The 14,734-nt window shown below is 60.6% G+C and carries 17 protein-coding genes; 11 read left to right on the top strand and 6 right to left on the bottom strand.

Annotated elements, in window-relative coordinates; all coding sequences use genetic code 11:
• The first annotated feature begins 523 nt into the window (after positions 1 to 523).
• The 3 genes from VMA09_17415 (at position 524) to VMA09_17405 (ending at position 2,034) form a co-directional block, all read left to right on the top strand.
• Positions 524 to 802 carry a hypothetical protein gene (locus tag VMA09_17415; protein HUA35393.1) on the top strand — a complete coding sequence of 93 codons (279 nt, stop codon included), beginning with the start codon at positions 524 to 526 and terminating at the stop codon, positions 800 to 802.
• A gap of 93 nt (positions 803 to 895) precedes the next feature.
• Positions 896 to 1,162: a hypothetical protein gene (locus VMA09_17410; protein ID HUA35392.1), complete on the top strand. Its 267-nt coding sequence runs from the start codon at positions 896 to 898 to the stop codon at positions 1,160 to 1,162.
• A 101-nt stretch (positions 1,163 to 1,263) separates the two neighbouring features.
• Positions 1,264 to 2,034, top strand: coding sequence for a 3-hydroxyacyl-CoA dehydrogenase (locus tag VMA09_17405; protein ID HUA35391.1), 771 nt, complete (start codon positions 1,264 to 1,266; stop codon positions 2,032 to 2,034).
• 3 nt (positions 2,035 to 2,037) lie between these two features.
• Here the strand turns inward: VMA09_17405 and VMA09_17400 are convergent, their stop codons facing one another.
• The 4 genes from VMA09_17400 to polA are packed head-to-tail and all read right to left on the bottom strand — an operon-like array spanning position 2,038 to position 6,459.
• Positions 2,038 to 2,523, bottom strand: coding sequence for a hypothetical protein (locus VMA09_17400; protein ID HUA35390.1), 486 nt, complete (start codon positions 2,521 to 2,523; stop codon positions 2,038 to 2,040).
• Between the two features lie 6 nt (positions 2,524 to 2,529).
• On the bottom strand, positions 2,530 to 3,240 hold the full coding sequence (locus VMA09_17395; protein ID HUA35389.1) for a zf-HC2 domain-containing protein: 711 nt from the start codon (positions 3,238 to 3,240) through the stop codon (positions 2,530 to 2,532).
• Between the two features lie 8 nt (positions 3,241 to 3,248).
• Positions 3,249 to 3,827 (bottom strand): sigma-70 family RNA polymerase sigma factor, encoded by a 579-nt coding sequence (locus VMA09_17390; GenBank protein ID HUA35388.1) that lies wholly within the window; start codon positions 3,825 to 3,827, stop codon positions 3,249 to 3,251.
• A gap of 43 nt (positions 3,828 to 3,870) precedes the next feature.
• On the bottom strand, positions 3,871 to 6,459 hold the full coding sequence (polA, locus tag VMA09_17385; GenBank protein HUA35387.1) for a DNA polymerase I: 2,589 nt from the start codon (positions 6,457 to 6,459) through the stop codon (positions 3,871 to 3,873).
• Positions 6,460 to 6,670: 211 nt separating this feature from the next.
• On the opposite strand from polA, the gene VMA09_17380 reads away from it, so the two are divergent.
• The 4 genes from VMA09_17380 to VMA09_17365 are packed head-to-tail and all read left to right on the top strand — an operon-like array spanning position 6,671 to position 11,256.
• Positions 6,671 to 7,438 (top strand): ABC transporter ATP-binding protein, encoded by a 768-nt coding sequence (locus VMA09_17380; protein ID HUA35386.1) that lies wholly within the window; start codon positions 6,671 to 6,673, stop codon positions 7,436 to 7,438.
• Positions 7,439 to 7,455: 17 nt separating this feature from the next.
• Positions 7,456 to 8,229 (top strand): ABC transporter permease subunit, encoded by a 774-nt coding sequence (locus VMA09_17375; GenBank protein ID HUA35385.1) that lies wholly within the window; start codon positions 7,456 to 7,458, stop codon positions 8,227 to 8,229.
• Between the two features lie 6 nt (positions 8,230 to 8,235).
• Positions 8,236 to 9,798 (top strand): Gldg family protein, encoded by a 1,563-nt coding sequence (locus VMA09_17370; protein ID HUA35384.1) that lies wholly within the window; start codon positions 8,236 to 8,238, stop codon positions 9,796 to 9,798.
• 27 nt (positions 9,799 to 9,825) lie between these two features.
• Complete coding sequence (locus VMA09_17365; protein HUA35383.1) at positions 9,826 to 11,256, top strand: DUF4340 domain-containing protein; 1,431 nt, start codon at positions 9,826 to 9,828, stop codon at positions 11,254 to 11,256.
• 77 nt (positions 11,257 to 11,333) lie between these two features.
• Here the strand turns inward: VMA09_17365 and acpS are convergent, their stop codons facing one another.
• A complete protein-coding gene (gene acpS / locus VMA09_17360) occupies positions 11,334 to 11,726 on the bottom strand; it encodes a holo-ACP synthase (protein HUA35382.1) in 393 nt (130 codons plus the stop codon).
• Between the two features lie 334 nt (positions 11,727 to 12,060).
• On the opposite strand from acpS, the gene VMA09_17355 reads away from it, so the two are divergent.
• Genes VMA09_17355 through VMA09_17345 form a run of 3 tightly spaced genes read left to right on the top strand, consistent with a single transcriptional unit; the run spans position 12,061 to position 12,942 of the window.
• Entirely contained in the window at positions 12,061 to 12,210 is a 150-nt protein-coding gene (locus VMA09_17355) for a hypothetical protein (GenBank protein HUA35381.1), read from the top strand.
• A gap of 9 nt (positions 12,211 to 12,219) precedes the next feature.
• Positions 12,220 to 12,447 carry a ferredoxin gene (locus VMA09_17350; GenBank protein ID HUA35380.1) on the top strand — a complete coding sequence of 76 codons (228 nt, stop codon included), beginning with the start codon at positions 12,220 to 12,222 and terminating at the stop codon, positions 12,445 to 12,447.
• A 3-nt stretch (positions 12,448 to 12,450) separates the two neighbouring features.
• A complete protein-coding gene (locus VMA09_17345) occupies positions 12,451 to 12,942 on the top strand; it encodes a GNAT family N-acetyltransferase (protein ID HUA35379.1) in 492 nt (163 codons plus the stop codon).
• A 10-nt stretch (positions 12,943 to 12,952) separates the two neighbouring features.
• Here VMA09_17345 and VMA09_17340 read toward each other — a convergent pair whose 3' ends face one another.
• The gene (locus tag VMA09_17340; GenBank protein HUA35378.1) at positions 12,953 to 13,165 is read right to left on the bottom strand and encodes an acetyl-CoA carboxylase biotin carboxyl carrier protein subunit; all 213 of its coding nucleotides are present in this window, start codon (positions 13,163 to 13,165) and stop codon (positions 12,953 to 12,955) included.
• Between the two features lie 166 nt (positions 13,166 to 13,331).
• Between VMA09_17340 and VMA09_17335 the strand changes: the two genes are divergently transcribed.
• Positions 13,332 to 14,681, top strand: coding sequence for an MFS transporter (locus tag VMA09_17335; protein HUA35377.1), 1,350 nt, complete (start codon positions 13,332 to 13,334; stop codon positions 14,679 to 14,681).
• Positions 14,682 to 14,734 lie beyond the last annotated feature (53 nt).

Here is a 14,734-nt window from a genome sequence, read left to right as displayed (position 1 = left end):
AGGATCGATCGCGTAGCCGAAAAGACGGCTCGGGGATCCGCTATTTTCACGAGTTGTCCGCGAACTCATGATGGTGGTCTGCCATTGATCGTGGGTTCGGGCCGAAACGTTCATCCTTACCGCGCGGGCCTCGAATGCGATCATCGGGCGATGACGAATTGTCGACTATCAGCATCAAAAAGATAGACGATGCACGTAATAGATAGCGTTGACGCTTCCGCCGGATCGGTCGCATCTTTTTCTGCAAAAGTGGAAAGTTCGACGGCCGAGCGCTCCGGGAACGGTAAGCAAGAACCAGAAATAATTCTTACGGGACTGAGTAGCTTGTTGATGAAGAGGCTCGTTATCGAGCCGTGGGGGGCAAGTTCTAATTGTGGTCCTGATCCTGGTAGGAAGCGTCCAGTTCGTTGAAACACTATCGATTCTGAACCGCTTAACTGCAATCGAAATCAAACTGACTGAACTGCCCGTCGAAATCGGGAATCAAACTGACGCCAAACTCGAACATCTGCGCGCTGATTTGATGAAGGAATTCTATTGGCGCGCCAAGCAGGCGGCCAAAGCGGGCAATTTGGCCGATGCGGCTGCGAACCTTAAAGCTGCGGCAATTCTGACAGACATGGCGACAGACGGTCGCGTGCCGGTTGAGCCTTCTTTCCTCAAGCACGCGGTCACATCGCTCCAGGAGATCGAAGCACAATTTCCCGGTCCCTCACGGGTCGCCGAACCCGCCTATAAGGCGAACCTTGCGCTGGCGGCGTATCGCTCGGCGATCGCGCCCGTGCCTGCGATCCTGGGCTAGACCAGGGAGACTCGTTCCGCATTGACAATCAGTCAGCTAAACGAAGCGCCGGCTTACGGCAAATTTGTCTGGCGTGGAGACCCGGGCGTCGAGATGTTCGATTTACCTCGCGCTGCGCAATCGGGCGAGCTGGCCAAAATACCATTCAGTGGCGGAATCATCGGAGGTCAACAAACCCTCGACGGCGCCCTATGGCGGAACGTGACGCTTATAAAGATGCACATAATATATCGCGGCGGACCATTGATGCTCTCCAACGTGAAGTTCATCGATTGCACCTTTACATTCGCCAGGGGCGATAACGCCGCAGTGCTCGCGAACTATGTCGCACTCGGCTCGTATTCCCTGACTCTCTCCTAGATCTGCTTTCGCACGCGGGCTGAAGGTCCGACCCCGTTGCATCGGGTGACCGAGGGTCGTAGGTTCTTGTGCGCCTTTACGGCTCTACTTGCGAGGGAATCATGAAACTCAAAGATGCAGTTGCGGTGATCACTGGCGGCGGATCAGGACTCGGCGAGGCGACGGCGCGGGAGTTCGCGTCAGCCGGTGCGAAAATCGCGATTCTTGATTTGCCCGCCTCGCCGGGGGCGAAAGTTGCCGAGTCGCTTGGCGCGAATGCGATCTTTGTCACCGCCGACGTTGCATCGGCCGAGCAGGGCGAGGCCGCGATTGCTGAGACCGTGAAGAAGTTTGGCGCCGTGCATATCGCGATCAATTGCGCCGGTATCGGCCGTGCGATGCGCACGATCACCAAGGAAGGGCCTCATTCGCTCGACCTCTTCTCCAAAGTGCTGAGCGTCAATCTGATCGGCACGTTCAATATCATCCGGCTCGCCGCGGCGCAGATGGCAAAGCAATCGCCCGTCACTGACGATGGCGAGCGCGGCGTGATCGTCAACACCGCATCGGTCGCCGCCTTCGATGGTCAGATCGGGCAGGCGGCTTATTCCGCGTCAAAGGGCGGCGTCGTCGGTATGACGCTGCCGATCGCTCGCGATCTCTCGTCGGTGGGAATTCGCGTCTGCACAATCGCTCCGGGAACGTTCGAAACTCCGATGCTCGCAGGGTTGCCCGAGCCGGCACGAAAAGCGCTCGCCGCCGGAATCCCCTTCCCGCAGCGGCTCGGCCGTGCGAGCGAGTACGCGTCACTCGCGCGGCAAATCGTCGAGAACCAGATGCTCAACGGTGAGACGATCCGCCTCGACGGTGCGCTCAGGATGCCGCCCCGTTAGCGGCTATTGACCTGGAGTTTCTTCGACGGCGTTGGCGCCGATCGAAATGATCAGCATGCCCTTCTCGTAGCGCTGGCCACCGAGAATGAGGCGTCCATTGTTCCGAAGCTTGAGGTCGGTGGTCATCATCGTGTGCGGACCATCGAACAGCACCAACTCCATCGCGATCATGTCGCCGTCGATGGCGCGCGGCTGAACGTGCAGCATATGGCCGCCCGGAAGCGCGAACGCCATCATCTTGCCGCACTGGGTTCGGCCGTCTTCGTGAGTCTCGAGGCGATAGGTAGTGAAAGGAAAAAGGCCCTGGAGCTGATGGCCCATCGAGGTGGCCAGCCGCTTGTCGATTCCCTGGTTGGTGTCGGAAGCAAGGACGGCATCGACGTGCAGCTCGACCATTGGAACCGCGGGCTTCGCAGATGCGTTGCCGGACGCTAGCAGCGCAAGCATCACCACCAGGACGATCGGCAAACTTCCGGGGCTAAGCCGCATGCCAGCTTACTGCTGCTGATCGGGAAGCCAGATGACGGTCGTGTCGTTCTGCGGTTCGCTCCACACGGCGACGTTGGGGCTCTCGGATTCGAGCTTCGAGATCACCGCTTCGGAATTCTGTGCCATCGCCATCGCTTCGTCGGAAATCGCCGAGGCTTGCGCCACCGGCTCCTGGTCGGGAGTCAAATGCGTCACGCCTGAAATCTCGCGGACATCAGGCGCAGTCCCGCTGTTGCTGGCGACCTTCAGCGCAGAGGCAGGGATCGCGGAGGCGACTTCACGCGGACCCGAAACGGGCGGCAGATGCGTCACGCTCGCGAGCTCGCGCATCGGTTGCGCCAGATGCTTGACGGAAAAGCGCTCGGCGTAGGGCGTCACGACGATCGTCGTAATCGCCGCGACCGCGGCCATCGCCGCACCCATCGCGAACCCTGTGCTGAGGCGGCGCGAGAGTCCCGCGAACCAGTCGCTGACCCGAGTCGTGAAAGGTTCGGGCAGTTCGTCGATCCGCTTCATGACGGCGCGCTGGAAACCGTCGAGCGCAGGCTCGATGGCGTTTAGGCGCAACTCGTTTCCGAGCGAGGTCAGGTCGGCGAGTTCCGCGGCGCAACTCTCGCATCGGGCCAGATGGAAAGCGACCTCGCGGATTTCGCCGGATTCGAGTTCACCGTCTCCGAAGGGGCCCAACAGAAGGCTTATTTCACTGCATTGAGCCATTGCTAGCTTCATTCTCCGGACAGGTCTTTCAAAATCGCACGCAACTTGCCGCGTGCGTAGTGTAAGCGACTCATTACCGTGCCACGTGGCACCTGAAGCACCTCGCTTATCTCATCGTAGGATAAGCCCTCAACTTCGCGTAAAAGTATCACCGCGCGATGTTCCGCCGTCAACTCCCCCAGCGCATCGTGAAGGCGCGCCGACAGTTCCGTGCGGCTGGTCTCCTTAAAAGAATCGCCTTGATCGCTGGGCAGTCGATTGAATTCAGTGTCGGCTTCTTCACCGCGCAAAACGACGTGGCGTCCCTCGCGGCGCAGAAAATCGATCGCGAGATTTGCTGCGATGCGATAAAGCCAGGTCGAGAAACTTGATCGTGATTCGAACTTGGACAGGTTCTCATAGGCCCTGATGAAGGCTTCCTGTGCGAGCTCGATTGCATCGTCCTGATTGTGTACCACGGCCATCGCCACGCCGACGACGCGTCGCTGATAACGCTCAACCAACTGGCCGAAGGCGCCGGAATCGCCTTTGAGGGCCCGTTCGATGAGCTCGGCTTCGTCGCCGTCCTGGCGGCCGGGGTTTCTCAATTCGAATAGACGCAGTTGAAGGGTCCGAAATTCAAGGGAATTTTCATGATTCCCGGTCCATTTCGGCCCAGTTGGAACCCGATTTGACGTCGGCGCGCAGCGGCACCTTCATTTCTGCCACTCCCTCCATCTCGCGTTTTGCGAGCGCGGCAGCTTCCTGCAATCGTTCTTTGCGAACCTCTATCAAAAGCTCATCGTGAACTTGCAGCAAGAGGCGTGAATCCAGCTCCTGCTTCTTGAATTCGGCATCGACGCGGATCATCGCGATCTTGATAAGGTCGGCAGCACTGCCCTGGATCGGCGTATTGATCGCGATTCTTTCCGCCTGCGCCCTCGCACCTCCCGGGCCGGCGTTTATCTCGGGTACATAGCGCCGCCGCCCGTACATCGTCGTGACGTAGCCGGTCTCGCGCGCCCGCCGCACGGTTTCATCCATAAACACCCGAATCCCGGGGAGTCGCTCGAAATAGCGCTTGATGTAGTCGGATGCGTCAGCGAGCGCAATCCCGAGCTGGGCCGCGAGCCGTTGCGGGCCCATCCCGTAAATGATCCCGAAGTTGATGGTTTTTGCCACCCGACGTGCTTCCGCATCGACATTGTCGCGTGAAACGCCGAGCAGTTCGCTGGCGGTGCGAGCGTGGATATCCTCGCCCTCGCGGAATGCGCTGACAAGCGTCTCGTCGCCCGAAAGATGCGCCAATACGCGAAGATCGATTTGCGAGTAATCGACAGACAGCAGGACATAGCCGGGCGCTGGCACGAATGCCCGCCGGATACGCCGGCCCTCGACCGAGCGCGTCGGGATGTTCTGGAGGTTCGGATCGCTCGAGCTCACTCGACCCGTCGCTGTGTTGGCCTGATGAAACGTCGTATGTACGCGGCCATCAGTTGCGATGAGAGATGAGAGCGCATCAGCATAAGTCGATTTCAACTTGGCGATGACGCGGTACTCGATGAGCTTTCGCGGCATCGGATGCGCGGCCGCCAGCTTTTCGAGCGTGTCGGCATCAGTCGAATAGCCGCTCTTGGTCTTCTTGAGCCCTTTGGTCGCGAGCTTCAGGTGATCGAATAGAATTTCGCGGAGCTGGATCGGCGAGTTGAGGTTGAAGGTGCGGCCGGCGGCGTCGTAGCACTCGCGTTCGAGCCGCTTCACCTCCTCGTCGAACTCGCGCGAGATCGTCGCGAGCGCCTCGCGATCGACGGCGATGCCGAGCGCCTCCATTTCGTTGAGGATAAGCGCAATCGGCATCTCGATTTCGTGAAACAGCTTTGCGAGTCCGTCAGCTTCGAGTCGCGCGCTGAGCGGAGCTTGTAGCGCGGCAACGACTTCGGCATTGCTGCCGGGAATCGCGCGAGTACCGAGCGGCGCCAGATACTCGTGGTAGAGGTCGGTTATCGTGGGTTCGGGCTTGCCCGCGTTGATGAGGAACGCCGCGATCATCGTGTCGAAATCCACGCCCGCCGGACGCACGCCGTAGCGCTTCAGGCGCAGCAGATGAGCTTTCAGATCATGTACGGCCTTCGGCTGCTTTTGGTTCGCCAGCAGCTCGGCGGTTTTGCCGATGAGCCCCTGCTCGAAGGTGTAGCTCTCGCCGCCGCCTGCGATTTGCAGGCGCGCCTCGCCAATCGGGCTCAGCGTGAGATCGAATCCGAGGCGATCGCACGCGCCGAGCTTCATGATGACGGAGGGCAGGTCCGCGGCCGTGACGATGACTTCGCTCGATGTCGTGCCCATCGGCAGTTCGGCCTGTGACGGCGCGATTTCCTGCATCAGCGAGTTGAATTCCAGCTCCCGTATGAGCTCGGCCACGGCGGGCTCGTCGATACCGGGCCACAAAAGCATGTCGGGCTCGATGTCGAGCGGCATCGCCGTTTCGATTTTCACCAGCTTCAGCGCGAGGTCGACGGCCTGACGATGCTCGGCGAGGAGGCCCGCAACTTTTTTTGCGCCACGGATTCCAGCTTCCTCGATCTGGTCGAGATGCGCGTAAAGCTCCTTGATACTGCCGAATTTCTGGATCAGCGCGCACGCGGTTTTCTCGCCGACGCCCGGCACGCCTTTGACATTGTCGATCGAGTCTCCCGTCAGCGCCTGGATGTCGACGAGCGCGGACGGCTCGACGCCGAAGCGATCGCGCACGTCGCGCGCTGCGATACGGCGATCGCGCATGGTGTCCCAGAGCGTGATATGCGGGCCGACGATCTGCATGAAGTCCTTGTCAGCCGTGATGATCGTCGTCGCGAAGTGCGATTTGACTGCGCGCGCCGCGAGCGTGCCGATCACATCGTCAGCCTCGTAGCCCTCGCGCACGATGCTCTTGATGCGGAACGCTTCGACCGCGCGATGAATGAACGGAATCTGGACGACGAGGTCGTTCGGCGCCTCGGCGCGATTGGCCTTGTAGTCGGCGAAGAGATCGTCGCGGAAGGTGCGCTTGGGCGAATCGAATACGACACCGATATGCGTCGGCCGTTCTTCCTTGAGCAGCTTCAGCAGCATCCGGATGAAACCGTACACGGCGTTGGTCGGCATCCCGCGCGAGTTGTTGAGCTGCGGCAACGCGAAAAACGCGCGAAAAACGTAGCCGGATCCATCGACCAGGATCAGATCTTTGCGGGCTTCAGCAGCCATGCGTCGAAGGTATCCGATAGCGTCGCGCTTGCGAAGTCAGAGCCTAAAGTAAAAGTACGATAACGCGCGGTCAGCAGAGTACCGTATTGACAGTGCCAACTCGCGTGTTTATTTCTTCGATCGCCGCGGGTAATTTGAATTCGCGGCACTGCTGCACCGTCGGGATCAATAACCGGCGGTTTCATCAAACGAGTCAGATCGGACGATCCGAATGATCGAGGTCAAGAACCTAGTAAAGAGCTACGGCAACTTCGTCGCAGTAAAAGGAATCTCTTTCAAAGCCGAAAGCGGTTCGATCCTGGGCTTCCTCGGCCCCAACGGCGCGGGCAAGACCACCACGATGCGCATCATCACCGGCTTTATGCCGGCGACGTCGGGCACCGTCCTGATCGACGGCCTGGATATTTTCAGCAACTCGCTCGCCGCGCGCGCCAAGATCGGCTACCTGCCGGAAAACCCTCCGCTCTACACCGATATGCGCGTCGAGGCGTATCTGCGTTTCGTCGCGCGGCTGCGCGGCGTATCAAAGAGCAAGGTCGATGCGGCCCTGGATCATGTTCTCAACGTATGCGGCCTGACCGACATGGCCGGGCGCATATGCGGTCAGCTCTCCAAGGGCTATCGGCAGCGCGTCGGACTCGCGCAGGCTCTTATCCATGATCCGCCGGTCCTGGTGCTCGACGAGCCGACGATCGGTCTCGACCCGCGGCAGATTCACGAGATTCGCGGGCTCATCCACGAGCTGGCCGGCAACCGCACGGTCGTGCTCTCGACGCATATCCTGCCCGAGGTCTCTCAGATCTGCGACAAGGTCGTGATTATCGCTGACGGCCACGTCGTGCTCCAGGAATATCTCGCTCAGCTGCCGGCCGGCACCTCGCTCGAAGATGTGTTCCTGCACGCCATCGCCAAAGAGGGTCATGCCGAGAGTGGCTCCGCCGAAGAGACGTTGGAGGAGGTGGGGGCGGGACACACCTGATCCTCGCACACCGCGACATGAAGAACGCAATCACAATCGCGGGCAAGGAGCTCGCGGGTTACTTCGTACAACCGGTCGCCTACGTGGTGATGTCGGTATTCCTGCTGCTGGGCGGCTTCTTCTTTTTCAACATGCTGCGCTACTTCGAAGTGATGCTGAACGCGTACACCGCGATGCAGAATCCGCAGGTGCTGGCGCGCTTGAATCTCAATAGCGCCGTGATCGAGCCGCTTCTGCACAATCTGGCGATCGTGCTCGTCATCCTGGTCCCGGCGATCACGATGCGCAGCTTCGCCGAGGAAAAGCGCACCGGCACTTACGAGCTGCTGCTCACCGCGCCCGTGCGCACTGGCGAGATCGTCGCCGGCAAGTTCATCGCGGCCGCAGTCTTCATGCTAATCATGATCGGCCTGGCCGGAATCTTCCCGCTCATCCTCGTGATGTTCGGGAATCCCGAAGTCGGCGTGATGATGGCCGGATACATCGGACTTGCGCTGCTCTCTATTACCTTCGTCTCGGTCGGGCTGTTCACCAGCTCACTCACCCAGAACCAGATCATCGCGGCGATCAGCTGCTTCGGTATCCTGCTGCTCCTGTACGTGATCTCGTGGCCGGCGCAAGCTGGTGGCTCGCAATTTGGCGACCTGCTGCGCTACCTGTCGCTCCCGGATCATTTCGGCCAGATGGTCTCCGGGATTGTCGATACGCGCGACCTCATCTACTTCGCGAGCGTGATCACGGTCGCGCTCTTCCTCACTCAACGCGCGGTTGAGTCGGTGCGCTGGCGGTAACAGACCATGCGAAGATCGTCGGCGCTCTACGGAATCCTGGGTCTAGTCCTGCTCTCGTTCGGGCTGATCGATTATTTCATCTCGGCCGGCTTCAAGCTCTTCGTCTGGGCCAACGTCGTCGCGGGCGTGTTCGCACTGATCCTCTGGATCATGTCGAGCTACTCGGATCTCGCGTCACTTGCGGGATCGCGCTCGACGCGCTACGGCCTCAACGCGCTGCTCTACTCGATAGTCTTCATCCTGATCCTGTGTGCGATTAACTACCTCGGATCGCTCCATCATTCGCGAATCGATCTGACCTCGGAAAAGGTTTACAGCCTCTCGAGCCAGTCCGTCAGCGTCGTCAAGAATCTTCAGAAGCCGCTCAAGCTGTACGGGTTCTTCCAGGGCGGTGAAAGCCCGCAGGCCCGCGACATCTACGACATGTATGCTTACGCGTCGCCCAAGGTGACGTTCGAGATGGTCGATCCCGACAAGCATCCCGAGCTCGCCGAGCGCTACAAGGTCTCGGTGATGGGCACCACGCATCTGCAATACGGCGGCGACGAGGGCGACGGCACCAACGTCACCGATCTTTCCGAAGAGGCGCTGACCAACGCGATCGTGCGCGTCACGCGCTCGACCAAGAAAGTGATCGCGTTCCTCGACGGCCACGGCGAAGCTGATATCGACAGTAACGACGACCCAACCGGGTACGGCTCGATCCGCAAGGATCTCGAAGGCGAGGGCTACGAGGTGCGCAAGCTGCTGCTCGCCTCGCAGCCCAAGGTCGCAGACGATATCAACTTGCTGGCGATTGCGGGTCCGGTGAAGCCGCTGCTCCCGCATGAGATCGACGCGCTCACCGAATATCTCAAGCGCGGCGGCCGTGTGCTCGTGACTCTTCGCCCGCAACGTCCCGATCAGCCGATCGACGAAACGGCGCTGATCAAGCTGCTCGGCGACTGGGGCGTGACCGTCGATAACGACATTATCGTTGACCAGGTCGTGCGGCTCTTCGCGGGTCCCGAATTGGGCCTCAATCCGATGGTGCATAGCTACGGCGTGCATCCGATTACCAAGGACTTCACGCAGCAGACGGTTTTTCCGATGGCGCGATCGATCGGCGCGCAAAGCAAACTGCCCGATGGCCTGACCGTCACCTCGCTCGCCAAGACCAGCGACAGCTCTTGGGGCGAGACTGATCTCGACACCCTCTTCCGCCAGCAAAAAGCGCAGCTCGACGCGAAAGACATCCGCGGTCCGCTCACAGTTGCCGAGGCGGTCGAGGCCGACCTCGATGCCATGAAAGCCGGCAAGGGCGACGCCAAGATCGTCGTGATCGGCAGCACCGATTTCGCCAACAATCAGTACGGCACCACGTTCTACAATCGCGATTTCTTCATCAACAGCACCGACTGGCTGTCGGGCGAGGAAAATCAGATTTCCATTCGACCGCGTTCGATTCGCGCGTCGCGCTTCCGCCTGACCGTCGATCAGTTCGCGATCGTATTCGCGCTGGCGGTGCTTCTCTTGCCCGAGCTGCTGCTGATCGCGGGCATCGCAGTATGGTGGGAACGGCGCAACTAGCCGGCGCGCGGTGGTTCTGATTCTCCGATGAGCTTTCGCAACACGATTATCGCGCTCGCTGTGCTGATTGTGATCGGCGGCTATGCGCTCTACGTCGGCAAGTTCTCCCAGCCGGCCGAGCAAACGCAGAAGCTGATGAAGATCGACTCCGCCGATATCGCGAAGATCGATCTCAAATATCCTGACCGCGAAATTCAGCTCGAGCGCAAAAAGGGCGGCACCTGGATGATCACCAGGCCGATTGGCGCTGACGCCGACCAGACCGCGGCCAACAACTTGGCGCGCGCGATAGCTGATTGTCAGCTCGTCAAAACCGTGGATGACAAGCCGGCGGATCTCGCGCCGTTTGGTCTGGTCAATCCGAACTCGACCGTCACGATCACGACTTTCGACGGCAAGACCTTGCCTGGGATCGAAATCGGCAAGACCACGCCGATTGGTTTCAACGCCTATATCAAGACGACCGACAAGCCGGCTGTGATGCTCACGCAGGCAGCGTTCCAGTCGGGCATGAACAAGACGCTCTCCGAGCTGCGCGATCGCGATCTCATGACCTTCAAGGCCGAAGACGTGCAGAAACTCGAGCTGATCAAGGACGACGGCACGACGATCGAAATCGATCGCAACGGCGACAACTGGAAAATCGTGAAACCCGCTCCCTACAAGGCCGATGACACTGTAGTGCGCGAGGCGATCAGCGAGCTGGTCAACGCCAAGGTCGCCGATTTCATCACCGATACGCCCTCTGATGTCGCCAAATTCGGCCTCGAAAAACCGCATGCGACGATCACCGTTTATCTCAAAGACGGCACCCAGCAGTCGCTGCTCTTCGGCTTCAAGCAGACCGAATCGGGCAAGGACGGAATCTACGTGCGCCGCGGCGAGCGCGCTCCGGTGTATACCGTTCACGAATACGTGATGTCGGGAGTGAATCGCTCGCTGCTCGATTTCCGCGACAAGACGGTGTTCGCATTCGACCCCGCTGCGGTCGATTCCATCAACGTGAAGGAAACCAACGAGCAGTTCACGATCAAGCGCGCGCCGGGCGGCAAGTGGGAAATCACCGCGGGCGGCAAGACCTCGCCCGGCGACGTCGCCGACGTCGAGCGCTTCCTCGATCAGATTCGCGATCTGAAAGGCAACTCGATCGTCGCCGATCCAATGCCGAGCTTCATGCCCTTCGGCATGAACGCGCCCGCGATCGATATCGCGCTCTCCGGCAAAGACGGCAGGCCGCTCGGCGAGATCAAACTCTCGAAAATTTCAGTAACTCCGACCAGCGCGCCAGCCCCCGGCGAGCAGGCCGGTCCCCGCACCGACTACTACGCAACCTCGAGCGCCGGCAAAGCGGTATACTCAGTAAGCGATTACTACTTCACTCAGCTAAATCGCCCCGCCCGGTTGCTGATGGAACAGACCGCGGCGGCATCGCCCGCCGCGTCATCGTCGGCGAAGTAGCGCCTGGCCAGGATCGCAGAGTAAGTGGTGGCCATCGATTTCAAGATGACTGAAACGTAGGAGCGACTCCTTGAACATCACCGCTCCGCGATCACGTGTGCGATGGCTTCCTTGCTCGTATGCGTGATGCTCAAGTGGAAGCGCCCGATGCTCTTTTTGCGCGCGAACTCCGCCGCCTTCCCCGCCAGCACGATCGTCGGTGCCGAGCCGCGCCGTCGCACGACCTCGATCTCGCTCCACCCGACGTTGCGATTCCATCCGGTCCCCAGCGCCTTCATCGTCGCTTCCTTGGCCGCAAACCGCGCCGCGTAGCTCTGGAAGCGCGGCTTGCCGCGCGACTCGCAGTAGTCGATCTCGCCCTGTGTGTAAACGCGGGCGCGAAACCGCGCACCAGTCGCGGGATTCGTGAGCGCCCGCTCGATTCGCTCGACTTCGATCACATCGATTCCGATGCCGACAATATCCGCCATCGCGCTTGAGTATTAGCGGCGGCGCGCGGAGATTCAAATCGCCGATAGCGGCGTCTTCGCGCGACTATTCAGAAAATCGCCAGTTCGGGTAAGCTTCTGCCAGCTCGATTGTAAGGTCACAGAGTGAAAATGAAGGATGCCCGCCGTGCCGCTGCGCTCGCGCTTCTCCTCCTGCCTTCGCTTTCAGGATGCGAACGGCGCGCGGCTTTTTGGCTGCTGATGCTTCCCCCGCTCGGTGCGAACAACCAAGTCGATCCGACGGCTCCGATGAACATCTGCAGTCCCGACTCATCCCCTAGCGTCGCGTGACCAGCGCGAGCAACTGAAGGCGAGCATGGTCGAGTACAACGCCAACGCGCAGTCAAAGCAGATGCTGCAAAACACGTTCAAGCATTTTGATCCGTCACAGATCGCGGCGACTAAAGTAATCGCCGCAAACGCGATCTGCCTTTCCTTTGACGATCCACGTCTTACAGCAAAATAGGAGAACCAGATGCCCCTGAAAATTACTGTCAACAAAACGCGATGCATCGGCAGCGGCGATTGCGTCGAGACCGCGCCGGCCGTGTTCCAGCTCGACGACGAAGGCAAGTCCGACGTCGTGAACCCGACGGGCGCAAGCGATAACTCGATCGTCGCCGCAGCGCGCTCGTGTCCGGTCAAAGCGATCACCATCGTTGACGACAGCGGCACACAGCTTTTTCCGCCGCCCAAGAAATAGCCGATGGTCATACGCAAGCATCGCGAGGGCGAGCTCGTAATCGAGCAGACGCGCGACCTCGCCCTCGTGCGCGCGCTCCTCGAGCGTGCTGCGATGCTCACCGATGGCATCGACGCGCCCTCGTCGTGCTGCCTGCTGGCGTACTTCGGTCACGAGCCAGTCGGCATGGTCGGCGTCGAGCCGCGCCTCGATGCGGCGCTGATCCGTTCCCTGTATGTGGTCGATACGATGCGCTCGCGCGGCATCGGCGCCGCGCTCGTCGCCGCCGCGCGCAAGGCCGCTCACACGCGCGGGGCGCAGCATCTCTACCTCTTCAGCACCGACGCAGGCGACTTCTTCCGCCGCCTCGGCTTCGAGCAGATTTCCGTTGATCGCGTTCTTTCGGCGCTCAAAGGCGCGCCGCACGTCGAGCACTATCGCGCGCATCCCGATCAACTCGCGAAGGAAATTGCCTATCACCTCGATATCTCACGCGACGGCGTGATCGAGCGCTGAGGCCCGCGACTTATGTTTCGATGATCGCCAGCACGTGATTGCGCTGGATCTGATCGCCCGCCTTCACGCGCACTTCCTTGATGCGCCCGGCCGCCGGCGCTTTGATCGGGATCTCGACCTTCATCGATTCGATAACCATCACCTCGGTGCCGCGCGCGACTTCCGCGCCCGCCTCGACCTCGACGCGCAGCACCTTGCCAACTGAAGGACTCTTGATCTCCATCGCGGCCCAATCCTTTCCGAACGTTAAGCGGTCTTAGCAGGCAAAATCCGTGTCCGCCAGCGGCGGCGATTTTTTTCGTCTTGAGTTTTGACGCTCACAGGTTGTAAGGGAAAACCCTGGGCTGTGTATGCGCGGGCGCTCGCCGCTCGTGCGAAGGGGTGTGCCGATGGGCTCGTTCGTTTCGTCTCGCACGCTGAACGAATATCCGCGCGGTGCGCATCGATGGACCCTGCTCGGGCTCACCGTGCTCGCCACGATTCTCGCCTCGTTTGAATTTCAGCTCGCACCGATCCTGCCGATCATCCTGCCGTACCTGCATATGAGTCACACCGGCTACGGCTTCTTCGTGATGTTCGCCGTGTTGATCGCGGGCGTCTCGGCGTTCTTCGGCGGACCGCTCGCCGATCGCTACGGGCGCGTGATGCTGATCGATGCGAGCCTCGGCGTGGTATGTATCCTGATTTTCGCGAATCTACTGATTGTCAACATCGCGACGTTCGTGATCGTGCGGGCCTCGATGGCGATCGTCGGCGGCTTGATGGCGGGCGCGGGCGCGGCACTGGTGCGCGACATGTCGCCGCGGCTCAGCCGCGCGCTCGCCTTCGGCTTCTTCACGATCGGCCCGGTGGGCGCGAACTGGCTTGCGAACTTCATCGCCGGCGCGACGCTGCCGATCTATCACACCTGGCAATCGCAGATTTGGATCACCGGCTTCCTCGGCCTCGCGATGTACCTGCCGATCCTGTTGTGGCTGAAGGACTTGAGCCCGGTGCTGCGGCTGCAAATCTTCAAAACCGAGATCGCTTCGATGGAAGCCGAGGGGCGGCGGACGCCGAAGGCCGCAGAGTTGCCGGCCAGCACGCGCGACGCGTTCGCGAAGCTGCTCGTGCACTCGGAGGTCTGGATCCTGGTGCTGGGGATGTGCGCGAACCTGACGCTCTACATCGCGATCCAGAGTTTCGGACCGCTGATGCTCACCGAGGCGTTCAAGGACAGCGCCGCCGAAGCCAATCGCGTCACGTCGTACTTCTGGCTTGCCAACCTGCTGGTGCTGATCACGACTGGCTACGTCTCGGACCGGCTCCAGGTGCGCAAGCCGATCGCGGTGATCGGCGCGACGCTGGCGACGATCCTGATGGCAGTCTGGGCGCCGATGTTCACCCACGGCGCGACCAGCGCAACGCTCGCCCTGGTCGCCACGCTGATGGGATGCTTCCTCGCCATCGGCTACGTGCCGTGGGCCGCGCAATTTTCAGAAACGCTCGAAGATATTTCGCCCGCGCTGCAAGCGACAGGATGGGCATTCTTCGGCCTTGCGCTCAGGGCCTGGATAGCGATCTCAGCACCGCTGATGCTCTACATCGCGGCCCATCACGGCTGGGGCATCTGGATCGAAATCTCGCTGGTCGCGATGACGCTCTACATAACCTCGCTGTTCTTCACCCGCGACCGAGCCGCCGCCACCCGCCAGGTAGCGATCGCGTCGCCCGCGGTCCGCCCTGCAACGGCGAAATAGCAAATCGACTTAACTTGTAGTGAGCAGCCCTGAAATCCGCGTGCAGATCAGGA

Source organism: Candidatus Binataceae bacterium (assembly GCA_035508495.1).
Lineage (GTDB): Bacteria > Desulfobacterota > Binatia > Binatales > Binataceae > JASHPB01.
This window is presented reverse-complemented; position numbering and strand designations above follow the sequence as displayed.